Raw genomic sequence first — 20,444 nt, forward strand, 5'->3', positions numbered from 1 at the left:
CCTGTCAGACCTCTCAGACCTCGACGAGCAACTCGCGCAGCCCTCGGATCACGAAGTTCGGCTTACGCTCCGGCTCTGCCGCGAGTCGCAGCTTCGGAGCCCGCCGCAGCAACGCTCTCAGGGATGCGGCCAGTTCGATACGGGCCAGTGGTGCTCCGATGCAGTAATGGATCCCTGCACTGAAGGAGATGTGGGGATTCTCGGCGCGGGTCAGGTCCAGCTCGGTGGGGTCGGTGAAGACCGCAGGGTCGTGATTGGCGGAGCCGAAGAGGAGAGCGACTTCACTGCCCCGTGGAATCACCGTGCCGTCGACCTCGATGTCGTCGAGGACCCAGCGTTCGAAAAGCTGGAGCGGGGTGTCGTAGCGCATCAGCTCCTCCACGGCGGTGGGGACGATCCGGGTGGGGTCGCGCCGCAGGGCGGCCAGTTGCTCCGGGTTCCGGAAGAGCGCGTACCAGCCGTTGACGGTGGCGTTGACCGTCGCTTCGTGGCCCGCGTTCAGAAGCAGCACGCAGGTGGAGATCATCTCCTGCTCGCTGAGCGAGTCCCCCTCGTCGTGCGCGGCGATGAGCCCCGAGATCAGGTCGTCGCCGGGCTTCTCGCGGCGCGCGGCGATCAGTTCGCGCAGATACGCCGAGAACTCCAGGGACGCGGTGACCGCTCGCCCGGCGGTCTCCTCGGAGGGGTTCAGTTCGTACATCCCGCAGATGTCGGCGGACCAGGGCCGCAGCTGGTCCCGGTCGCTCTCCGGGATGCCCAGCATCTGCGCGATGACGGCCACCGGCAGCGGTTCCGCGACCCGCGCGGCGAGGTCACCGCCGCGGTCCGCGACGAACTCCCGCACCAACCGGTCCGCCAACTCCTCGACGTACGGCCTGAGTTGCTCGACCGTACGGGGCGTGAAGGCCTTGGACACCAGACGGCGGATGCGGGTGTGGGTCGGCGCCTCCAGGTCGAGCATGCCGTTGTCGTTCAGGACGTGGAACGGCTCGTGCGCGGTCGGCGGCGCCTGCCGCCCGAACTCCTCGTGCGTGAACCGGTGCAGATAGGTCCGCCCGAGCCGCCGGTCCCGCAGCAGCGCCGATACGTCGGCGTGGTGCGGGATCAGCCACTGGTCGGTGGGCTCGAAGTAGTGCACGCGCCCGGCGGCCCGCAGTCGCGCGTAGGCGGGGTAGGGGTCGGCGATGAACTCCGGTGCCCAGGGGGTGAAGTCCGTGGTGGGGGCGTTCATGGGGGGACGGTAGCCGGGTCAGCCCGGGGTGACCAGTCTTGCCTCGTACGCGAAGACCGCCGCCTGGGTGCGGTCGCGCAGGCCCAGTTTCACCAGGATGCGGCTCACGTGCGTCTTGATCGTCGACTCGGCCACCACCAGGCGCGAGGCGATCTCCGAGTTGGAAAGGCCCTGCGCGATGAGGACGAGGACCTCCGTCTCGCGCTCGGTCAGTTCGCCGTACTGCTGGGCCTGGACCGCAGCCGAGAGGCGCGGGGTCTCGCCGAGCCGGGAGAACTCGTTGATCAGGCGGCGTGTCACGGTGGGTGCGAGGAGGGCCTCTCCCGCGGCCACCACCCGTACGCCGTCCGCGAGTTGGCGGGCGGAGGCGTCCTTGAGGAGGAAGCCCGAGGCGCCTGCGCGCAGCGCCTCGTACACGTACTCGTCCAGGTCGAAGGTGGTGAGCACCAGGACCTTGGAGTCGCCGTCCGACGCGACGATCTCGCGGGTCGCCTCCATGCCGTTGAGCACCGGCATGCGGATGTCCATCAGGACGACGTCGGGGGCGAGTTCGCGGACGCGGTCGACCGCCTCGCGGCCGTTGACCGCCTCGCCGACGACCTCGATGTCCGGCATCGCGTTCAGGAGTACGGAGAAGCCTTCGCGGACCATCATCTGGTCGTCGGCGATCAGTACGCGGATCGTCATTCCTTGCCTCCGGTGGGCTCCGACGCGGAGGCGACCGGCAGGAACACGGTGACCTCGTAGCCGCCGTCCTCGGTCTCCTCTGCCGTCATCTCGCCGTTCAGCATCGTGACGCGCTCGCGCATGCCGGTGATGCCGTGGCCCGCTCCGGGGGACGGCTTGACCAGGCCGGTGGCCGGGCCGTTGACGATGCGCAGGCCGAGGCCGCCCAGGACGTAGCCAACCTCGACGCGGGCCGTGGCGCCGGGGGCGTGCCGCAGGGTGTTGCTGAGGGCTTCCTGCACGATGCGGTACGCCGACAGCTCGACGCCCTGCGGGAGTTCACGGACCGCGCCGGTGATCACCTTCTCGACGTCGAGGCCCGTCTCGCCGACGTTCGCGATGAGCCGGTCGAGGTCGGCGAGGGTGGGCTGCGGGGCGTCCGGCGCCTCGTAGTCCTCCGCGCGTACGACACCGAGGACGCGACGCAGCTCCGTCAGCGCGGCCACGGCGTTCTCGCGGATCGTGACGAACGCCTGCTCCAGCTCGGGCGGCGGGTTCTCCACGCGGTAGGGGGCGGCCTCCGCCTGGATGGCGACCACCGACATGTGGTGCGCGACGACGTCGTGCAGCTCGCGCGCGATCGTCGTCCGCTCCTCAAGGAGCGTGCGCTTGTCGCGCTCGATCGCGGTGACCGTCCGCTGGACGCTGACCTCGCGCTGGGCCTCGCGGCGGATGTGCACGAGGGACGCGGCGAGGAGGGCGAGCGCGGAGAAGAAGAGCATCTGGGGGGTGTCGGTGCCGTAGTAGCCGTTGCCGAGGAAGACCTCGGCGAAGACGCCGTACAGAGCCGTGGCCGCCCACATCCACGCGGCGGTGCGCGGGCGGGTCCGCAGGGTGACCACCGTCATGACGGTGAGGTGGGCGAGGAACGCGCTCGGGGTCCACGGCCAGCCGTCCCACTGGCCGCCGAGGGCACCGGTGAAGGGGGTGCTCGCGATGGAGATCCACCAGGCGCCGATGGGCCTGAGCAGCGTCATGAGGATGGCTGCCGCGGGCACGAACCCGGTGATCGCGTACTCGAGGCCGCCTCCGCCGTCCACCGCGTACGCGAGGACGGTCGCGAAGAAGGCGAGCACGCCGACCGCCACGTGGGGGGTCCAGCCCGCGTAGCTGCGTATGCGGGCCGGGAGGCGGCGGGTCAGGGAGCCCTCGGTGCGCATCGCTTGCAGCGGGCGGTAGGCGAAGGCGTCCCGGAAGAGATCCGCGCGGAGCCCGGAGAGGGCCCTCATGGCCAGCCGGAACTCCGGGCTGCGGTCACGCTGGCCCTGGCGGGCGGCGGTCTTGGCTGCGTCAGTCACACCTACGAAGGTACGGGGGCCGAGGGCCGGGGTCGTCCTCAGCGGGAGGGGTTCCGGCGGTCCGTCGCAGGTACTACGTGGGCTCGCCACGCACCCCGCTGCCGGCGGCCCGGGTGCGTTATACCCATGCGCCGAAAGGCGCAACTTGGGCATGTTTTGTCTGTTCCGTGACATGGATGAGGGCCGACGGACCCTCCGGGGCGCCGCCGCGAGCGCCACCCCATCCCTCCTCCACGAGAAAACGGAGACTCCTTCATGCGACGCGTCTTTGCCACCGTGCTCATGACGCTTGTGGCCGCCACAGTCGGCATGCCGACGGCCACAGCCCAGAGCCCGCACTTCATCGGTGAGGTCACCTGTATCAAGTCCTTGTCGTCGGGACTCCAGTGCAGCGGTAAGGCAGCCGGTCTCGGCAACAGCACCACGGCCGCCTTCCTCACGGCGGACTCGGTCGATGCCGAGTACGTCTGCGTCAACAGGGGCGGCAACACCGCTCCCGGGCAGGGCATTGAATTCCAGCGGGTGGTCGGCCCTGTCCAGAACATCGCCCCGCGCAACGGCCAGATCACCTTCCGGAACGTGGGGATCACGCCCCCCGAGACTCCCAGCGCGAGGGAGGTGTGCCCCAACGCGAACTGGAGGGTCCGTCTGCTCCACCTGACCTTCAACAACGTCGTGATCCATCTGCAGCAGGACGGTGAGGACATCCTGACCAGGGACCTCGGCGACATCGACCCCTGATCCCGTCGGCGTCGGTCGGCGCCTAGCGCTGAAGCGGCCGGGGGCATTCCCTGCGTGGGAACGCCCCCGGCCGTGCGCTTGCGGCGGTGAAGCGGGAGTTCAGCTGATCATGTCCCGGCGGCGGAGTCCCGCCAGGCCCGCGGCTGTCAGCGCCGCCGCGACGGCGAGCAGGAGCAGCAGCGGGCTCCACGTCACCTCGCCGCCCGGCAGCTTCGGGAGGTGGCCGAAGGGGGAGAGGTTCATGACCCCCTGGGGGAGGTCGAGCGCGGGGCCGATCCAGCCGATGGCCAGGGAAATCCCCGCCACACCCCAGGCAGCCACCGCCGCCTTCGGGAACGCCCCGACAAGCAGCACCGCAAGGCCACCGAGCGCCCAGATCGCCGACACCTGCACCAGGCACGCACCCAAGATGGGGGCGAGATCCTGCCCGTACCCGACCGCCAGGCCAAGGCCGCCCACCAGCATCAGAGCCACCGCACCGCCGAAGGCGATGGCGAGGTGCCCCCCGGCCCACTGAAGCCGCCCCACCGCCCCCGCAAGCACCGGCTCGGCCCGCTGCGACGTCTCCTCGCCGTGCAGCCGCAGCACGGAAGCGACGACGTACAAGGAAGCGATCATGGCAAGGATGCCGACCATCGTGGCGAGGAAGGCGTCCGTGAGGCCCGTCTGGCCGCCCATCCGCTCGATGATGTCGCGCGTGTTCTGGTTGTCGCCGACGATGTCCGCCGCGCCCTCCACCATCCCGCCGAAGACGACACCGGCGGCGAGGAAGCCGAGCAGCCAGCCGAGCACGCTGCCCCGCTGCAGCCGCCAGGCGAGCGCGCCCGCCGTGCCGAGCCGCCCCGTCGCGGGCCCCGGCCGGGTCGGCAGGAAGCTCATCCCGACGTCACGCCGCCCGGCGAGGTTGTACGCCACGGCGCCCTGCGCGACGATCGCAGCGGCGATGAGCAGCAGCACCCACCACCGCTCACCGGCGTACGCGCGGAGGTTCTCCAGCCAGCCGAGCGGCGAGAGCCAGGTCAGCGCGGACGAGCCGTCCTGGGTGCCCGCGTCCCCCGCGGCCTTCAGGACGAACGCAGCCCCGAGCACCGCCGACGTGAGCCCCTTGGCGAGCCGCGCGCTCTCCGTGAGCTGGGCGACGATCGCCGCCATGGTGGCGAACAGCATGCCGGTGCCCGCGACCCCGAGCCCAAGCGCGAGCGCGCCGCCCGCACCCTGCCCGGCCATCCCGGCGGTGATAAGCAGCGCCACCGCCGCGTTCGCCACGAACGCGGCGAGCAGCGCGGCGGTCAGCGGCGCACGCCGGCCCACCATCGCGGCGGAGACCATCTCCTGGCGTCCTGTCTCCTCCTCCTCGCGGGTGTGCCGTACGACGATGATCAGGCTCATCACCGCGGCGAGCACCCCGGCGTAGACGCCGATGCGCCAGGCGGAGAGCGCGCCGATGGAGTCCCCGAAGACGGGCCCGTACATGGCCCGCATCGAGGAGTTGGCGTTCATCGACTCCATGGCGTCGGCGCGCTCGGCCGCTGTGCCGTAGACCCCCTCCAGGGAGCCCGGCATGGACAGGACCATGACCGAGACGACGAACACCCAGACCGGCATCATGACCCGGTCGCGCCGCAGCGCGAGCCTCAACAGGGCGCCGGTGCCCGCGAGTTGACGCGACCCGCCGTGCCGGGTCCGGAACGCCGGGGCGTCGGCAACGGCGGTCATCGCGCTACCGCCCCTTCGGCACCTTCGACATCGGCGGCCCGCACGTCGTCCTGGTAGTGCCGCAGGAAGAGCTCCTCCAGCGTGGGCGGCGTGGAGGTCAGCGACCGGATCCCGGAGTCGGTGAGCGAGCGCAGGACCGCGTCCAGCTTGTCGGTGTCGACCTGGAGCTTCACCCGGTGCCCCGCCACGTCGACGTCGTGCACGCCGGGCAGGTGCGCGAGCCCGTTGGGCGGGCCCGCGAGCTCGGCGGTGACGCTGGTCCGGGTCAGATGCCGCAGGTCGGCCAGCGAACCGGTCTCGACGGTCTGCCCCTTCCTGATGATGCTGACGCGGTCGCAGAGCGTCTCCACCTCGCTGAGGATGTGCGAGGAGAGCAGGATCGTCCGCCCCCGGTCGCGCTCCTCCTCGACGCAGCTCTGGAAGACCTCCTCCATCAGCGGGTCGAGCCCGGATGTCGGCTCGTCGAGGATCAGCAGGTCGACGTCGGACGCGAAGGCGGCGACGAGGGCGACCTTCTGCCGGTTGCCCTTGGAGTACGTACGCCCCTTCTTCGTCGGGTCGAGTTCGAACCGCTCGACGAGATCGGCGCGGCGGGCCTTGTCGAGGCCGCCCGCCCGTCGCCCGCCACCACCCTGCCTGATGCGCTTCGCGCGCCCCTCTGATTTCAGCTTCCCGTAGAGGTCGATGACCTCGCCGCCGGACAGGTTCCGCCACAGGGTGACGTCGCCCGGCACGTACGCCACACGCCGGTGCAGCTCGACGGCGTCGCTCCAGGGGTCCTTGCCGAGGAGCTGGGCGGCGCCGGAGTCCGCGCGGAGCAGGCCGAGCAGGACCCGGATGGTCGTGGACTTCCCGGCGCCGTTGGGTCCGAGGAAGCCGTGGACCTCGCCGGTCTCGACGTCGAGGTCGAGACCGTCGAGCGCGTGCGTCCGTCCGAACGACTTGTGCAGTCCGGAGACGGTGATTGCCTTCGTCATGTTTCTGAACGTACGCTACTTTCACAAAGTTGTGAAGTTAAGGAAGCGTATAAACTCAGCAGTGCTCGCACATACGGGGGAGATGACAGGGGAGATGATCGGCACATGCCCAACGAGCCCGCACCGGACGATGTCCACTCGCGCTTCGTCGAGAAGTTCGCCGCCCAGCTGGTCGAGGCCGGTATGCCGAGGATGCCGTCGAGGATCTTCGCGGCGCTGCTCGCCTCGGACTCGGGCGCGCTGACCTCGGCGGAGCTCGGGGAGCAGCTGCGGATCAGCCCCGCCGCGGTGTCGGGCGGGGTGCGCTATCTCTCCCAGCAGCACATGGTCGCCCGCGAGCGTGAGCCCGGCTCGCGGCGCGACATCTTCAGGGTGCACAGCAACCAGTGGTACGAGGCCCTCGGCAACCGGGACGCGGTCCTCAAGCGCTGGGAGGACGCCCTGCGCGACGGCATCACAAGCCTCGGAGCCGACACCCCCGCGGGGCGCCGGCTCGCCGAGACACTGGCCTTCTTCGAGTTCGTCCAGTCAGAACTGGAGGGAATGATGGAGCGCTGGCGCGTGCACCGGCAGTCCCTCTTCGGGGCGTGACCCCTGCCTGCTTCGGGTCGCTCTGCTTCGGGTCGCTCTACTTCGAGTCGCGGTTGAACGACGCCTTCGACCAGAAGTAGCCGAGCACGGTGAGCACCAGGCACCAGCCGATCGCGAGCCACCCGTTGTGGCCGATCTCGGTGCCGAGGAGCAGTCCGCGCAGCGTCTCGATGGCCGGTGTGAACGGCTGGTACTCGGCGATCGGCTGGAACCAGCCCGGCATCGCGTCGACCGGCACGAAGGTGCTGGAGACGAGCGGCAGGAAGACCAGCGGCAGCGCGTTGTTGCTGGCCGCCTCGGCGTTCGGACTGATCAGGCCCATCCCGACCGCGATCCAGGTGAACGCGAGGGAGAACAGCACGAGCAGCCCAAGCGCCGCGACCCACTCCAGGGCGGTGGCGTCCACGGAGCGGAAGCCGATGGCGAGGCCGACGGCCCCGACGACGAGCACGCTCAGGACGCACTGCAGCACGCTGCCGACGACGTGACCGATGAGGATCGATCCGCGGTGGATCCGCATGGTGCGGAAGCGGGCGATGATCCCCTCGCTCATGTCCGTGGCGACGGACACCGCGCTGCCGACCGTGGTGCCGCCGATGGTCATCAGCAGGATGCCCGGGACGAGATACGCGATGTAGTCGGACCGGTCCGCCCCGCCGCTCCCGATGCCGGCGCTCATCACGTCGCCGAAGATGTAGACGAAGAGCAGCAGCATCATGACCGGCGTGAGCAGCAGGTTCAGCGTGAGGGACGGATAGCGCCGCGCGTGCAGGAGGTTGCGCCGCAGCATCGTGGTCGAGTCACGCACGGCGAGGGTCATGGGGGTCATCGGACGGCCTCCTTGGCCTGGTCGGTCTTGTCGGTGCTGCGGGTGCTGCGGGTGCTGCCGGTCAGGGCGAAGAACACGTCGTCGAGGTCGGGGGTGTGCACGGTCAGCTCGTCCGCCTCGATGCCGGCGGCGTCAAGCCAGTCGAGGACGGAGCGCAGCTCGCGCTGGCTGCCGTCGCTGGGCATCTGCAGCGACAGCGCCTCGTCGTCCCGGGTGGCCCCGTGCAGGGCGTCGGCGGCGGCCCGGTAGACGGCGGGCTTGGTGAAGCGGAGGCGGATGTGGCCGCCGGGGATGAGCCGCTTCAGCTCCTCGGCGCTCCCCTCGGCGGCGATCTTCCCGTCGTTCAGGACCGCGATGCGGTCGGCGAGTTCGTCGGCCTCGTCGAGGTACTGGGTGGTGAGGAAGACGGTGACGCCGTCGGAGACGAGCTCGCGGATGATGCCCCACATGTTGTGGCGGCTGCGCGGGTCGAGGCCGGTGGTCGGCTCGTCGAGGAAGATGATCCGCGGGTTGCCCACCAGGGTCATGGCGATGTCGAGGCGGCGCTTCATGCCGCCGGAGTAGCTCTGGGCGGGCTTCTTGGCGGCGTCGACGAGGTCGAACCGCTCGAGCAGTTCGGCGGTGACCCGCCGCCCCTCGCGCTTGGACAGGTGGTGCAGGTCCGCCATGAGGAGCATGTTCTCCTCGCCGGTGATCAGCCCGTCGACGGCGGAGAACTGCCCGGTGACACCGATCGCGGCCCGCACCCCGTCCGGGGATGTGGCGACGTCATGGCCCGCGACCTGGGCCTGTCCGCCGTCGGCGGTGATGAGCGTGGACAGGATCTTCACGGCGGTGGTCTTGCCGGCGCCGTTGGGTCCGAGCAGCGCGAAGACGGACCCGGCCGGGATACGCAGATCGATGCCGTCCAGGACGGTCTTGTCGCCGTACGACTTGCGCAGAGCGACGGCGGAGACGGCGGCCGGGGGCAGCTGACCGTCCCCTTGACGTGATGTGGGCATGACAGAAGAAGGCATGGGGCCCTCCTATTCGAAGGCTGAGGGGATGGAAGTCGCTGGGGGAGTGCGTGAGTTGAGGCCGGTGACGAGGTGGTGTCAGGCCTTGGCGCGACGGATGTCGATGTTGCCCCAGTTGGACCGGGCGTGGACCTTGACGGTGTCCTCGGTCTGCTCCGGGGCCTCGGATGTGGTGAGCGTGTTGCGTACCTGGCCGCGGTTGGAGTTGACGTCGAGCCAGGCGGCGGTGCCCTCACGGATGCCGATCTCGATGGAGCCGTTGGAGGTCTCCAACTGGACGGTGCCGCGGGCGACTTCGGCGACGCGGAGGACGCCGTTGGTGGAGGTGCCGGTGACCGACGCCTCGGCGCGCGCGATGTCGATGGAGCCGTTGGCGCCGTTCACCCGCAGTTCGCCGGTCACGGTGCCGACGGTCGTGGTGCCGTGCGAGTTCTTCAGGACGGCGGGGCCTTCGACCGTGCCGACGCGCACGTTGCCGGTGCTGCTGGTGATGTCGGCCAGGCCCTCGACCCGGTCGACGGTGACCGTGCCGTGCGCCGCCTTCATCTGCAGCGGTCCTGTGGTGTCGAGGCGGACATCGCCGGCCACGGACTTCACGTGGACCTCGCCGAGCCGGCCCTCGCCGAGCAGCCTGGCCGCGGCGCCGGACACGTCGATGTCCGAGCCCGTGGGCAGTTCCACCGTCACGTCGACGGTGCCGGCGCGGCCGAGCAGATTGGCCTTGGGCGTCCTGACGGTCAGGGCACCCCTGGCGTACGTGACCTCGGTCTGGTCGGCCGCCCGCACGTCCAGGTCCTTCTTCGGGTCGCGGGGCCGCACTTCGACGACGGTGTCGAGGCGGTCGACCGCGGTGAACTGGATGGACCCGGCGTACACGTACGCCGTGACCGAGATCGGTTCGGGAGTGTCGAAAGAAGGCATGGCTGTCCCGTCCTCTTGGGTCTTCAGGGCGTCCCCGCTGGTGGGACGTGGTGTGAGTGAAGTGGTGCGGGTGAAGTCGTGTGAGTGAAGAAGCGCTGGCGGGGTCGCCGGCGACTAACGCACCCAGCCCGTAAAACTCTGTCCGACCGTCTGGGCCTTCTCCGGCGTACGCGGCCGGGCGCCGCCGTCGACCGCGGCCGACACCGCCCGCACCAGCCACGCGTTGACCGACAGACCCTCGCGGCTCGCGGCCTCCTCGGCGCGCGCCTTGAGGTGGGCCGGCAGCCGCAGATTGACGCGGGCCGTGCCGCCGTCCTCGCCGTCGGCCGGAGCCGATGGCGCGAACGACTCGACCGGCGCGGCCGGTTCTGCGGGGGTGTCGCTGTAGGTAGGCGGCGGTGTCACCACGAAGTCGGGGTCGAGGCCACGCAGCCGTACGTCGACCGAGCCGGGGGCGAGTTCACGGGTGATCTCGTCCATCGCGGCGGAAAGCACGTTGAGCATGGTCAGCCGGGTCGCCGACTCCAGGGGAGCGGTGAGCCGCCCGGCCAGCTCGCGAGCTTCGTCGCCGCCGGCTTCGGCGGCCACCGCGAGTTCGCGGTGGAGGGAGTCGACATACGGGGTGAGGTCCATAACGCCATCATGGCACCACTATGGCGCCACGCGCAACCCTTGATGGCGCCGCGTGCGAGGCGAGAAGGGGGACATCCACCCTGACCTGCGAAAACGCAAGGAAAGTCACCTGGGTGGCGGTGCTTCCGTGCCTGTGCATGTGCTTCTAGGGGCACGAAATGGCACCGGATGGCACTGGGTGGCACCGCGTGGCGCCAAGTGGCACCGGATGGCACCGGACGGCACCAAGCCACGCCACGAGCGTCGGGTCACGGGCACCGCGCCACGTCACGGACTCCATGCGCTGCCGCGAGAGGGGAGGCCTGCGCACCGGCCCGCGCACGCACGGGCGTGACGTTCCTCGGGACGCGAGCGGTGGCACGCGCCGTGCCACTCCGCCGTGTGCCATCCGACGTCATGGACGCCGTGTGCTGCCCGTGAGAGGGGAGGCCTGCGCGCCGGCCCGCGCACGGACGGGCGTGACGTTCCTCGGGACGCGCGCGGTGGCACGCGCTGCGCCGCCCGCCGTGTGCCATCCGACGTCATGGACGCCGTGTGCTGCCCGTGAGAGGGGAGGCCTGCGCGCTGGCCCGTGCACGCACGGGCGTGACGTTCCTCGGGGCGCGAGCGGCACGCACCCGCCCCCCCCGCAAGGGCAACCGCACCCGCCCAACCCCACTCACTTCGGCAAAGTAAGCCCCCACGCCCGCGGCCGCACCGTCCACGTCCGGGTGCGGACGGGCCCCGCCACCACCGCGTCCGCGCGATAGCGGAAATCCGCCCCCGACACGGTGATCGTCCGGGCCCGGACCCGCAGTGCCGCCGCCTCCGCGCCCACCGATGTACGCCGGACCTCGACCTCGGCGTAGCCGCCGTCCCCCGGGGTCAGCAAGACGCCCTCGACCGGCTGGTCCAGGTCCACCACAAGCACCCCGTCCGCCTCGACCCGCAGCCGCGCCGGCGCGGGCCCCGGCGCCGAAGCCACCCGAGATGGACGCGAGGGGCGGGACGCCAGGGTGCGTACGAAGGACTGGCAGCTGCGGAGCCACGGGTGGTGTCCATCGGCTTCCGCCACCCCACCAGAAGCCCCACCAGAAGCCCCGTCAGAAGCCCCATCGGCGGCGCCCACGCCAGAAATGGGCGGAATCCGCAGCTCCCCGAGCACCACCCCGTCCCGGTCGTCCACGAGCAGATCCAGCCGCCGCTCCACCCCTTCGAGCACCGCCCGCGCCGCTGCGACCGCCCCGGAGGGCACTCCGAGCGCCCGTGTGAGGACTTGTGCGGCGCCCACGGGGACGACCGAAAGCGCGCATGAGGTCAGCTCCCGCTCCCGGTGGAGGGCCGCCACGGCCCGAATCAGAGCGCGGTCGTCGCCCACCACGACCAGGCGCCTCGCACCCCTCCTGGCCAGGGCTTTTGCGAAATCCTCGGGGCCATCGGGGAGGCAGACCCGGACGGACGCCGCCGCGCCGAGCACATCCTTCGCGATCCGTACCGACTCACCGTCCGTGCGCCGGGCGACCGGGTCGATGAGTACCAGCAGCTGGTCGCGAGCCGACACGTCCGTCCTTCCTCGGGTAGCATCTTTGTGCAAGAGCCCCTTGCGCTATTGCGCCAGGGGCTTCGTCTATTCCGGGGCAGCATCCAAGGCACACCCATATGGCGGCTACGGCCCCTGACCTTGGACATGCCCCGCCCGGAAGGGGTGTACGCCTGTGCCCGCACTTGTGCTGCTCGGTGCTCAGTGGGGTGACGAAGGCAAGGGAAAGGCCACTGACCTGCTCGGTGGCTCCGTGGACTATGTAGTGCGCTACCAGGGCGGCAACAACGCCGGCCACACGGTCGTCGTAGGCGACCAGAAGTACGCGCTGCATCTCCTCCCTTCCGGGATTCTCTCCCCGGACTGCGTGCCTGTCATCGGCAACGGAGTCGTCGTCGACCCGTCGGTCCTGCTCTCCGAGCTGAGCGGTCTGAACGAGCGCGGCGTCGACACGTCGAAGCTGCTGATCAGCGGCAACGCGCACATCATCACGCCGTACAACGTCACCGTCGACAAGGTGACGGAACGCTTCCTCGGGAAGAGGAAGATCGGCACGACGGGGCGCGGTATCGGCCCGACCTACGCCGACAAGATCAACCGCACCGGCATCCGCGTACAGGACCTCTACGACGAGTCGATCCTGCAGCAGAAGGTCGAGGCGGCTCTTGAGATCAAGAACCAGCTCCTGACCAAGCTGTACAACCGCCGCGCGATCGAGGCGGAGCAGATCGTCGAGCAGCTCCTCGTCCACGGCGAGAACATCAAGCAGTACGTCGCCGACACGACCCTGATCCTCAACAACGCGCTCGACGACGACAAGGTCGTCCTCTTCGAGGGCGGCCAGGGCACGCTCCTGGACGTGGACCACGGCACGTACCCCTTCGTCACCTCCTCGAACCCGACCGCGGGCGGCGCCTGCACGGGTACGGGCGTCGGCCCGACGAAGATCAGCCGCGTCATCGGCATCCTCAAGGCGTACACGACGCGTGTCGGCGCGGGCCCGTTCCCGACCGAGCTGTTCGACCAGGACGGCGAGGACCTGCGCCGCATCGGCGGCGAGCGCGGTGTGACGACCGGACGTGACCGCCGCTGTGGTTGGTTCGACGCCCCGATCGCCCGCTACGCGACCCGCGTGAACGGCCTGACGGACTTCTTCCTCACGAAGCTCGACGTCCTCACCGGCTGGGAGCAGATCCCGGTCTGTGTCGCGTACGAGATCGACGGCAAGCGCGTCGAGGAACTCCCGTACAACCAGACCGACTTCCACCACGCGAAGCCGGTCTACGAGTACCTCCCCGGCTGGTCCGAGGACATCACCAAGGCCCAGACCTTCGCCGACCTGCCGAAGAACGCGCAGGGTTACGTGAAGGCCCTGGAGGAGATGTCCGGCGCCCCGATCTCCGCGATCGGCGTGGGACCGGGCCGTACGGAGACGATCGAGATCAACTCGTTCATCTAGTACGGGGTTTGTTCTACGTTGCCCCGGTCCGCTTCAGCGGGCCGGGGCAACGCGCGTTCAGCCGTCCTTCTCGTACGTCAATCCCTTGTCCGTGCCCGTGTTCTCGCGGTGGAGTCTGCCGTCCGAGAGCAGCGTCACCGTGCTCGCCGTGCCCGCCTTGCAGGAGGACGCGGGCTGGCCGACGACGACGTCGGTCGGGCCGATGCGCAGGGTGTTGCCGCTCGCCGACTCCAACTTGCCCTGGAACACGCAGTGGTACGTGCCGCCCGTGTCGGTCGGGCCGTCCGCCGTGATCGACAGGACGGTGTCGCCGACCTCGCCCTGCTGGAAGACGAGCTCACGGGAGTTGTGGCCCAGGTCGTTCTCGATGGCGCCGCTCCAGGTGCCGAGGAACTTCTCGGGGACCTCGCCGTCCTTGTTCTTCTCGTCCGCGGCGGAGGTAGGGGGCGATTCGGGTTCCGACGACTCCTCCTCGGAGGGCGTGCCCGGTGTCGAAGGGGCGCTGGACGTCGGGGACTTGGAGTTGTCGCCGCCCGCCTTGGTGTCGCCCTCGCCCTTCATCACCGCGTACACCCCGCCGCCCGCGCCGATCGCCACTATCAGCGCCACCGCGATCAGCGCGGCGGTCGAGCGGCCGCTGCGGCGCGGGGGTTCGGCCATGGGGGTCACGACCGGGCCGTACGGAGGGGTGGGGCCGTATCCGCCGTGCTGCGGGTAGCCGTAGGGAGCAGGGGGGAGTTGGGGGTGCTGCGGCTGGGGGTGCTGCTGCGGGTAGCCGTATGACGGGCCCGGCGGCGGCGTGGGGGGCGGGGTGCCCGAGATCATGGTGGGGAGGTGGTCCAGAGGGGCCTCGCCCGGCTTTCCCGGCGGGGGCGGGGTGTCGTCGGTCGCCGGATCGGGGGCGGAGCCCGCTGCCGGGGGATCGCCGTCGGGGGCGGCCTGCGGGGTGTTGGCCCCTGCCGCCGCTCCCGCCGTCAGTTCCTTCGGCGGGGCGAGGGAGACGGGAGAGCCCTCGTCCGGGTTCTCCGTGTCAAGGAGCTGCACCGCGTGTCGGCCCAGTTGAGCCACCAGCGCGCCCGGAAGCCACGGATCCCGGGTCCGGCCGCCGTCGCCGAGGGTGTCCTCCGCGCCCGTCCGCTCCAGGATCTGCTCCAGCGTCGGACGGTCCGCCGGGGTCTTGCGCAGGCAGTCGGCGACCAGTTCGGCCAGCTCCTCCGGGAGCGCCGACAGGTCCGGCTCCTCCTGCGCGATACGGAACATCAGCGCGTGCACGCCGCTGTTCGCCGTGCCGAAGGGCAGCGCCCCCGACGCCGCGTACGCGAGGACCGAGCCCAGGCAGAACACGTCGCACGCCGGAGTGACCCGGTCGCCCCGCACCTGCTCGGGTGCCATGAAGCCGGGGGAGCCGACGAGCGCGCCGGTGCGGGTGAGGCCGCCGTCCGTCACCGTCTCCAGGGCGCGGGCGATGCCGAAGTCGATGACCCGGGGGCCGTCGATCGTGACAAGGACGTTCGACGGCTTGAGGTCGCGGTGGATGAGGCCCGCCGCGTGAATGTCCTTGAGGGCGTTGGCGAGTCCGGCCGCCAGGATTTTGACCGAGCGCTCGGGCAGCGGGCCGTGGTCCTGCGAGATGACGCTCTGCAGGGAGGGCCCCGCGACGTATCCCGTCGCAAGCCAGGGAATCGCCGCCTCGGTGTCCGCGTCGAGCACCGGCGCCGTCCACGCGCCGCCCACCCGCCGCGCCGCCTGCACCTCCTGCCGGAAGCGGTTCCTGAACTCCTCCTGCTCGGCGAGCTCTTCACGCACCAGCTTGACCGCGACCGTACGTCCCCGGTCGGATCGCGCGAGATAGACATGCCCCATGCCGCCCGCGCCGAGTCGCGCGAGCAGCCGATAGGCGCCTATTCGCTGTGGATCCCCGGGCCCCAGCTTCTCCATCGCCGCGCGACCTCCCCCGTTGGTGTGCAACGGATCGAGTTTAGTGCGGTCGTGGGACGGGGTGGGGCTGACTGTCTGCTACGGCTCCGTAACGGGTTCCGTATCGCCTTCCAGTTGTGCCACGGCCCGGGAGAGGCGCTCCAACACCCGTACGGTCTCGGCGAATTCCTCATCGCCGAGCGCGGCGGCAAGGCGCGCCGCCGCTTCCGCATGGCCGGGACCGATCTTCTCGACGGCCGCGCGGCCCTCGTCCGTGGGGCGCAGGAGCTTCGCGCGGCGGTGGGCCGGGTTCGGTACGTACTCGGCAAGGCCCTTCCGTACCAGGAGGTCGGCGATGCGCTGCACGCTCTGCCGGGTGATGCCCATCGCGCGGGCGATCCCGGATACCGGAAGCGGCTCGCGCAGGACGGCGCCGAGCACCTGCCACCAGGCGGCGGTGAGCCCGCCCGGCTTGGCCAATTCCTCCGCCACGGAGAGGAATTGGCCGTTGAGCCGGAAGACGCCCAGCGCGGTGCGGGAGAACAGGTCCTGTTGCTCCCGCACTTGACCGCGGTCGGTGTTCACGAATTCAGCACCTCAAAGGCGGCCGGGTCCGAGTCGTGGAACAGGCGGTACCAGGCATCCAGCTTCTCGCCCTCGAAGGCGCCGAGCAGCCCGAGGATCTCGCGCGCGAAGGCCACAGGCTCGGTCGGCCCTGCCGTGATCAGGCCCCCGTCGATGACGGCGTCCGCGTCCACGTACCGCTCGCCGCCCTTGTATCCGGTTGCCGCGAGATAGAACGACACCGCGCTGGTGTGCGCGCGGTCGTCGAGCAGCCCCTCGCGGGCGAGCCCGGCAGTGGCCCCGCAGATCGCGGCGACCGGCACGCCCGCGTCGAGGAAGGCGCGGGCCGTGCGGGCGAAGGGGGCGAGGTCGTCGCCGGTGTCCCACAGGTCGGCGCCCGGCAGGATCAGCAGCGAGCTGTCCTCGGGGCGCAGCTCGGCGAGCGTCAGATCGGGCTTGACGCGCATGCCGCCGATGGTGGTGACGAGGTCGGTCGATCCTGCGGCGACCGTGCGGATCTCGTATCCGTCGCGGGCGAGCCACGCCGTGGCGTGGCCGGGCTCCCAGTCGGCGAGCGTGTCGTAGACGGCCAGATGTACGGGCTTGCGGGACATGGGCAATACCTCCGCTGATTCGGCTGCCGTTCTCTGTGCTGTGCTTATGTAAGCATGCTGTCGAAACGACAGCATGCTGTCAAGGGGCTCACGGGTTAACCCGTACTGGGGGCGGCGTTAACCCGCCCGTCCCTAGCGTCCTGGTCATGGACAGCACACAGACCACCCTCGAACAGACCGGCCAGATCGCGGCCCACCTCGGCCTCGACCTCGTGGCCGTGACCCTGCTGACCTTCGGCGTCTTCTATCCGAGGCACCGCAGGCGCGAGCTGGTCCCCGCCTATCTCGCCCTGAACGTCGCGCTCTTCGCGGTCGTCGCCGCCCTCGCGAGCGCCGGCGGCGACGGCGGACTCGCGCTCGGCTTCGGGCTCTTCGGTGTGCTCTCGATCGTGCGGCTCCGCTCGGACGCGGTGCAGCACCAGGAAGTGGCGTACTACTTCATCACTCTCGTCCTGGGCCTGCTCTGCGGCCTTCCCGGGCTCTCGCTGCCGATGGCGAGCGGCCTGGCGGCCGTCCTTCTCCTGGTCATGTACGTCGCCGACCATCCGCGCCTCTACGCCGGTGACCGGCGGACGGTCGTCACGTTGGACGCCGTGTACCGGGAGGAGACCGCGCTGCGCGCCGAGCTCGCCCGGCGCCTGGGGGAGCCGCTCGGCTGGACGGTCCAGGAGGTCGACTACGTACGCGACCTGATGGTTGTGGAAGTCCGCTTCCGGCAGCCGGAACCTTCCGGGCGGGCCGGGGAGTTCGCAGGAGTACGTACAGCACAACGACGACGCACGACCCGGTCCCGCACGCCTGCCCCCGCACCCCAGAAGGAGACCGTGTGAACCCCGCCGTACGCGCCATCGGAAGGGCCGCGCTCGCCGCGCACCCCATCGCGCTTGACGAGGTGAACGCGCGGGCGGAACTGCTCGCCCGCTACGACAACAGCTATCTCGTGCCGGTCGAGATATTCGAGGACCTGGCCGCGCTGCTCACAGATCCGCGCCGCCCTTCGGGCCCCTTCCGGGCCCTGAGCATCGGCGGCAAGCGCTGGTTCGGCTACCACTCGACGTACTACGACACCCCCGAACTCCTGACCTTCCACGAGCACCGGCAGGGGCGGCGGCTGCGCTACCGCATCAGGGAGCGGCTCTACCAGGACAGTGGGGAGCGGCAGTTCGAGATCAAGCTGAAGAGCGGGCGCGGCGAGACGGTCAAGCACCGGCAGCGTCTGGAGGGCGCCGACCACGCGCTTGACGCCGCACGGCAGGGCTATCTGGCGGGCGTGCTGAGGGGGGCGTATGGGATCGAGGCGCCGGGAGGGCTGACGAAGGCGCTGGTCACGGAGTACCGGCGGGCGACCTTCGTGGCCGACGGGCAGCGGGTGACGTGCGACGCGGGGCTCGTGGTGCGCGACATGGCCACGGGCCGTTCGGTGGAGGCGGACCGCGGTCTCGTGCTCGTGGAGACCAAGACGCAGGGGCATCTGACGGAGGCGGACCGCGTACTGCACCGATACGGCGTCCGGGCAGCGGACTTCACCAAATACTGCGGCGGATTCGCCGCGCTGCGCCCCGAGTTGGGGATCAACCGCTGGGCGCGTGCGGTGCGGACCGCGTTTCCCCGGGCGGGGGCTGCGGCGCACGGGGGAAGGTGAGCGTGACCCGGGTGCCCGGCGCGGTGTCCGCGGTGCCGAACGTGCCGAACGTGCCGCCCGCGTCCTCGGCCGTCCGCCGGGCGATGTCCAGGCCGAGCCCGGTGGAGCCGCCGCCGCTGGTGCCGCGTTCGGCCGCGTACGTCGCGGGGAGACCGGGGCCTTCGTCGGCGACCGTGAGTTCGGCGCCGCCCTCCGGGGTGATGCGGACGGTGATGCGGAAGGCGGTGCCCTGGGGGGTGTGGTCCAGGACGTTGCCGATGAGGGCGTCCAGGGCGGCGGCCAGCTCGTCCTCGGGAACGGGCACGGGGACGGGTGTGTGCGCGTCGGGGGTCTCCGTTTCGGTTGTACGCCCCTGATCCTCGGCCAACGGCAGCCAGAACGCGGCACGTTCGCGGGCCACTGCGGCGAGGTCGGCGTGCGGGGTGTCCCTCAGGGGCCTGCGGGCCTTGCGGATGACGTCGTCGACGCTGCGTTCGAGGGCGGCGACATCCGCGGCGATGCGGTGCGCCTCTTCCGTGTCGCGCAGGGTCTCGGCGTCCAGGCGGAGGGCGGCGACGGGGGTGCGCAGGCGGTGGGCGAGATCGGCGGCGTTCTCGCGCTCGGCGGCGAGGAGCTCGTCGATGCGGGCGGCGAGGCGGTTCAGTTCGCCTGCGACCAGGCGGAGTTCGGGCGGCCCCTCGGGAGTGGCCCGGGCGGAGAGGTCGCCTGCGGCGAGGCGGTCGGCCGTGCGGGCGAGACGCCGGGTGGCGCCGACGAGACGGGCGCCCAGACGGTCGGCGAGCAGCAGCCCGATGAGCACGAGCCCGACCCCGATCCCGGCGAGCACGAGCCAGGACGTCATCATCCCCGCGTACAACTGCCGTTGGGTGAGCGTGACTTGGACGACGGCGGTGCCGCCTTCGGCACCCTGGACGGGGACAAGGACCTGGCGTCCGCCGGTGGAAGGCTCGTAGGTGAAGGCACGACCGGTGCGGGCGAGACGGATGGCGTCGGTGACGGGGGGCGTCCTCTCGCCGATGGCCGGACCGATCCGGGACCCGTCGGCGAGAATGAGTGAAGTGGTGGGCAGCCCCGGGGTGTTGACGCTCTCCACGGTCTGCTCGGCGGTCTCGCGCTCGGCCGCGGTGGCCAGCGCGGGCCCGAGGGCATGAGCCACCCACTGGGCCCGTGCGGTGGCTTCGGCCGTGGCACGGTCGGCGGCGTGGGTACGGGTGAGGAGGGTGAGGGGGACCAGGAGTGCCGTCAGGACGAGGGCGGTCGTGGCGGCGGTGAGGAGCAGCAGGCGGCGCCGCATCAGCGGACCCCTGGGCCTGAGCCTGGGCCGTGAGCTGGGCCTTGGTTGGCATCGGGCGCGGTCAGCTTCACACCCACGGTCCGAACGGTGTGGAGATACCGGGGCGCTTGGGCCGTCTCGCCCAGCTTCCTGCGCAGCCAGGAGAGATGGACGTCCACCGTCTTGTCGGCGCCGCCCAGGGGCTGCTGCCAGACCTCGGCGAGAAGTTCGCGGCGCGAGATCACCTGCCCGGGGCGGTGGGCCAGGTAGGCGAGGAGGTCGAACTCGCGCGGGGTGAGGTCGATCGGGGTGCCGTCCAGGGACACCTCACGGGCGGCGGGATCGATGGCCAGACCGCCGATGTGCAGTGGCTCCTCGATCTCGTCCGCGCCGAGGCGCCGCAGGACGGCCTTGACACGGGCGTCCAACTGGGCGGCGCCGAAGGGCTTGACGATGTAGTCGTCGGCCCCGGCCTCCAGGACGGAGACCATCTCCGGCTCCTCGTCGCGGGCCGTCGCCACGATGACGGGTACGTCGCTGACCGCGCGGAGCATGCGTAGCACCTGGGCTCCGTCGACGTCAGGGAGCCCCAGGTCGAGCACGACGAGATCGGGCCTGCTGGTGACCGCCGCATCGAGCCCCGCCATGCCGGTGGGGGCGGTCGCGACGGCGTGCCCCTTGTCGCGCAGGGCACGCACCAGGGCGCCGCGCAGCTGTGGATCGTCCTCCACGACGAGAAGGTGGGCCATACAACCACCGTAGTGAGGGGCTTTGGGC

Annotated in this window: 20 protein-coding genes; 5 read left to right on the forward strand and 15 right to left on the reverse strand. The window is 70.7% G+C overall.

Annotation, left to right across the window (positions count from 1 at the left end):
- Positions 1–13: 13 nt before the first annotated feature.
- Genes AB0O76_RS21050 through AB0O76_RS21060 form a run of 3 tightly spaced genes read right to left on the reverse strand, consistent with a single transcriptional unit; the run spans position 14 to position 3,186 of the window.
- On the reverse strand, positions 14–1,231 hold the full coding sequence (locus AB0O76_RS21050; RefSeq protein ID WP_365493241.1) for a cytochrome P450: 1,218 nt from the start codon (positions 1,229–1,231) through the stop codon (positions 14–16).
- Between the two features lie 18 nt (positions 1,232–1,249).
- Positions 1,250–1,918 (reverse strand): response regulator transcription factor, encoded by a 669-nt coding sequence (locus AB0O76_RS21055; RefSeq protein WP_365493244.1) that lies wholly within the window; start codon positions 1,916–1,918, stop codon positions 1,250–1,252.
- On the reverse strand, positions 1,915–3,186 hold the full coding sequence (locus AB0O76_RS21060) for a histidine kinase (protein ID WP_365493829.1): 1,272 nt from the start codon (positions 3,184–3,186) through the stop codon (positions 1,915–1,917). Before AB0O76_RS21060 ends, AB0O76_RS21055 begins: the two co-directional genes overlap by 4 nt.
- 324 nt (positions 3,187–3,510) lie before the next feature.
- Between AB0O76_RS21060 and AB0O76_RS21065 the strand changes: the two genes are divergently transcribed.
- Positions 3,511–3,996, forward strand: coding sequence for a hypothetical protein (locus AB0O76_RS21065; protein ID WP_365493247.1), 486 nt, complete (start codon positions 3,511–3,513; stop codon positions 3,994–3,996).
- Between the two features lie 99 nt (positions 3,997–4,095).
- Here AB0O76_RS21065 and AB0O76_RS21070 read toward each other — a convergent pair whose 3' ends face one another.
- Both AB0O76_RS21070 and AB0O76_RS21075 read right to left on the reverse strand, forming a co-directional pair.
- A complete protein-coding gene (locus tag AB0O76_RS21070) occupies positions 4,096–5,712 on the reverse strand; it encodes an ABC transporter permease (RefSeq protein WP_365493250.1) in 1,617 nt (538 codons plus the stop codon).
- Positions 5,709–6,689, reverse strand: a complete 981-nt coding sequence (locus tag AB0O76_RS21075) for an ABC transporter ATP-binding protein (RefSeq protein ID WP_365493253.1) — start codon at positions 6,687–6,689, stop codon at positions 5,709–5,711. Before AB0O76_RS21075 ends, AB0O76_RS21070 begins: the two co-directional genes overlap by 4 nt.
- Positions 6,690–6,794: 105 nt before the next feature.
- Here AB0O76_RS21075 and AB0O76_RS21080 point away from each other — a divergent pair, with 105 nt between their 5' ends.
- Entirely contained in the window at positions 6,795–7,280 is a 486-nt protein-coding gene (locus tag AB0O76_RS21080) for a MarR family transcriptional regulator (protein ID WP_365493255.1), read from the forward strand.
- Between the two features lie 37 nt (positions 7,281–7,317).
- Here the strand turns inward: AB0O76_RS21080 and AB0O76_RS21085 are convergent, their stop codons facing one another.
- From AB0O76_RS21085 to AB0O76_RS21105, 5 genes are all read right to left on the reverse strand, one after another.
- Positions 7,318–8,109 (reverse strand): ABC transporter permease, encoded by a 792-nt coding sequence (locus AB0O76_RS21085; RefSeq protein ID WP_365493258.1) that lies wholly within the window; start codon positions 8,107–8,109, stop codon positions 7,318–7,320.
- Positions 8,106–9,125: an ATP-binding cassette domain-containing protein gene (locus tag AB0O76_RS21090; protein WP_365493261.1), complete on the reverse strand. Its 1,020-nt coding sequence runs from the start codon at positions 9,123–9,125 to the stop codon at positions 8,106–8,108. The genes AB0O76_RS21085 and AB0O76_RS21090 overlap by 4 nt, the downstream gene beginning before the upstream one ends.
- Before the next feature lie 78 nt (positions 9,126–9,203).
- Positions 9,204–10,046 carry a DUF4097 family beta strand repeat-containing protein gene (locus AB0O76_RS21095; protein ID WP_365493264.1) on the reverse strand — a complete coding sequence of 281 codons (843 nt, stop codon included), beginning with the start codon at positions 10,044–10,046 and terminating at the stop codon, positions 9,204–9,206.
- Between the two features lie 114 nt (positions 10,047–10,160).
- Positions 10,161–10,679 carry a hypothetical protein gene (locus AB0O76_RS21100; RefSeq protein WP_365493267.1) on the reverse strand — a complete coding sequence of 173 codons (519 nt, stop codon included), beginning with the start codon at positions 10,677–10,679 and terminating at the stop codon, positions 10,161–10,163.
- Positions 10,680–11,337: 658 nt separating this feature from the next.
- Complete coding sequence (locus AB0O76_RS21105; RefSeq protein WP_365493270.1) at positions 11,338–12,219, reverse strand: diacylglycerol kinase family protein; 882 nt, start codon at positions 12,217–12,219, stop codon at positions 11,338–11,340.
- Positions 12,220–12,373: 154 nt separating this feature from the next.
- Between AB0O76_RS21105 and AB0O76_RS21110 the strand changes: the two genes are divergently transcribed.
- A complete protein-coding gene (locus AB0O76_RS21110; RefSeq protein WP_135335599.1) occupies positions 12,374–13,657 on the forward strand; it encodes an adenylosuccinate synthase in 1,284 nt (427 codons plus the stop codon).
- Positions 13,658–13,714: 57 nt separating this feature from the next.
- Here AB0O76_RS21110 and AB0O76_RS21115 read toward each other — a convergent pair whose 3' ends face one another.
- From AB0O76_RS21115 to AB0O76_RS21125, 3 genes are all read right to left on the reverse strand, one after another.
- On the reverse strand, positions 13,715–15,595 hold the full coding sequence (locus AB0O76_RS21115; protein ID WP_365493832.1) for a serine/threonine-protein kinase: 1,881 nt from the start codon (positions 15,593–15,595) through the stop codon (positions 13,715–13,717).
- A gap of 78 nt (positions 15,596–15,673) precedes the next feature.
- Entirely contained in the window at positions 15,674–16,159 is a 486-nt protein-coding gene (locus tag AB0O76_RS21120; RefSeq protein ID WP_365493273.1) for a helix-turn-helix domain-containing protein, read from the reverse strand.
- Positions 16,156–16,752 carry a DJ-1/PfpI family protein gene (locus AB0O76_RS21125; protein WP_365493276.1) on the reverse strand — a complete coding sequence of 199 codons (597 nt, stop codon included), beginning with the start codon at positions 16,750–16,752 and terminating at the stop codon, positions 16,156–16,158. The genes AB0O76_RS21120 and AB0O76_RS21125 overlap by 4 nt, the downstream gene beginning before the upstream one ends.
- A gap of 146 nt (positions 16,753–16,898) precedes the next feature.
- Here AB0O76_RS21125 and AB0O76_RS21130 point away from each other — a divergent pair, with 146 nt between their 5' ends.
- Both AB0O76_RS21130 and AB0O76_RS21135 read left to right on the forward strand, forming a co-directional pair.
- On the forward strand, positions 16,899–17,582 hold the full coding sequence (locus tag AB0O76_RS21130) for a DUF4956 domain-containing protein (protein ID WP_365493279.1): 684 nt from the start codon (positions 16,899–16,901) through the stop codon (positions 17,580–17,582).
- Positions 17,579–18,394, forward strand: coding sequence for a VTC domain-containing protein (locus tag AB0O76_RS21135; protein WP_365493282.1), 816 nt, complete (start codon positions 17,579–17,581; stop codon positions 18,392–18,394). Before AB0O76_RS21130 ends, AB0O76_RS21135 begins: the two co-directional genes overlap by 4 nt.
- Here AB0O76_RS21135 and AB0O76_RS21140 read toward each other — a convergent pair.
- Both AB0O76_RS21140 and AB0O76_RS21145 read right to left on the reverse strand, forming a co-directional pair.
- On the reverse strand, positions 18,324–19,688 hold the full coding sequence (locus AB0O76_RS21140; protein ID WP_365493285.1) for a HAMP domain-containing sensor histidine kinase: 1,365 nt from the start codon (positions 19,686–19,688) through the stop codon (positions 18,324–18,326). The two genes, AB0O76_RS21135 and AB0O76_RS21140, sit on opposite strands and share 71 nt — an antisense overlap.
- The gene (locus AB0O76_RS21145; protein ID WP_365493288.1) at positions 19,688–20,416 is read right to left on the reverse strand and encodes a response regulator transcription factor; all 729 of its coding nucleotides are present in this window, start codon (positions 20,414–20,416) and stop codon (positions 19,688–19,690) included. The genes AB0O76_RS21140 and AB0O76_RS21145 overlap by 1 nt, the downstream gene beginning before the upstream one ends.
- Between the last annotated feature and the right edge of the window lie 28 nt (positions 20,417–20,444).

The organism is Streptomyces sp. NPDC086554, assembly GCF_040686095.1.
GTDB lineage: Bacteria > Actinomycetota > Actinomycetes > Streptomycetales > Streptomycetaceae > Streptomyces.

Excerpts from the sequence above, each read along its gene's own strand:
- AB0O76_RS21050 (WP_365493241.1), bottom strand. The coding sequence starts at position 1,231 with ATGAACGCCCCCACCACGGACTTCACCCCCTGGGCACCGGAGTTCATC.
- AB0O76_RS21100 (WP_365493267.1), bottom strand. The coding sequence starts at position 10,679 with ATGGACCTCACCCCGTATGTCGACTCCCTCCACCGCGAACTCGCGGTG.
- AB0O76_RS21145 (WP_365493288.1), bottom strand. The coding sequence starts at position 20,416 with ATGGCCCACCTTCTCGTCGTGGAGGACGATCCACAGCTGCGCGGCGCC.
- AB0O76_RS21125 (WP_365493276.1), bottom strand. The coding sequence starts at position 16,752 with ATGTCCCGCAAGCCCGTACATCTGGCCGTCTACGACACGCTCGCCGAC.
- AB0O76_RS21130 (WP_365493279.1), top strand. The coding sequence starts at position 16,899 with ATGGACAGCACACAGACCACCCTCGAACAGACCGGCCAGATCGCGGCC.
- AB0O76_RS21090 (WP_365493261.1), bottom strand. The coding sequence starts at position 9,125 with ATGCCTTCTTCTGTCATGCCCACATCACGTCAAGGGGACGGTCAGCTG.
- AB0O76_RS21070 (WP_365493250.1), bottom strand. The coding sequence starts at position 5,712 with ATGACCGCCGTTGCCGACGCCCCGGCGTTCCGGACCCGGCACGGCGGG.
- AB0O76_RS21080 (WP_365493255.1), top strand. The coding sequence starts at position 6,795 with ATGCCCAACGAGCCCGCACCGGACGATGTCCACTCGCGCTTCGTCGAG.
- AB0O76_RS21075 (WP_365493253.1), bottom strand. The coding sequence starts at position 6,689 with ATGACGAAGGCAATCACCGTCTCCGGACTGCACAAGTCGTTCGGACGG.
- AB0O76_RS21095 (WP_365493264.1), bottom strand. The coding sequence starts at position 10,046 with ATGCCTTCTTTCGACACTCCCGAACCGATCTCGGTCACGGCGTACGTG.
- AB0O76_RS21115 (WP_365493832.1), bottom strand. The coding sequence starts at position 15,595 with ATGGAGAAGCTGGGGCCCGGGGATCCACAGCGAATAGGCGCCTATCGG.
- AB0O76_RS21140 (WP_365493285.1), bottom strand. The coding sequence starts at position 19,688 with ATGCGGCGCCGCCTGCTGCTCCTCACCGCCGCCACGACCGCCCTCGTC.
- AB0O76_RS21060 (WP_365493829.1), bottom strand. The coding sequence starts at position 3,186 with ATGAGGGCCCTCTCCGGGCTCCGCGCGGATCTCTTCCGGGACGCCTTC.
- AB0O76_RS21055 (WP_365493244.1), bottom strand. The coding sequence starts at position 1,918 with ATGACGATCCGCGTACTGATCGCCGACGACCAGATGATGGTCCGCGAA.
- AB0O76_RS21065 (WP_365493247.1), top strand. The coding sequence starts at position 3,511 with ATGCGACGCGTCTTTGCCACCGTGCTCATGACGCTTGTGGCCGCCACA.
- AB0O76_RS21085 (WP_365493258.1), bottom strand. The coding sequence starts at position 8,109 with ATGACCCCCATGACCCTCGCCGTGCGTGACTCGACCACGATGCTGCGG.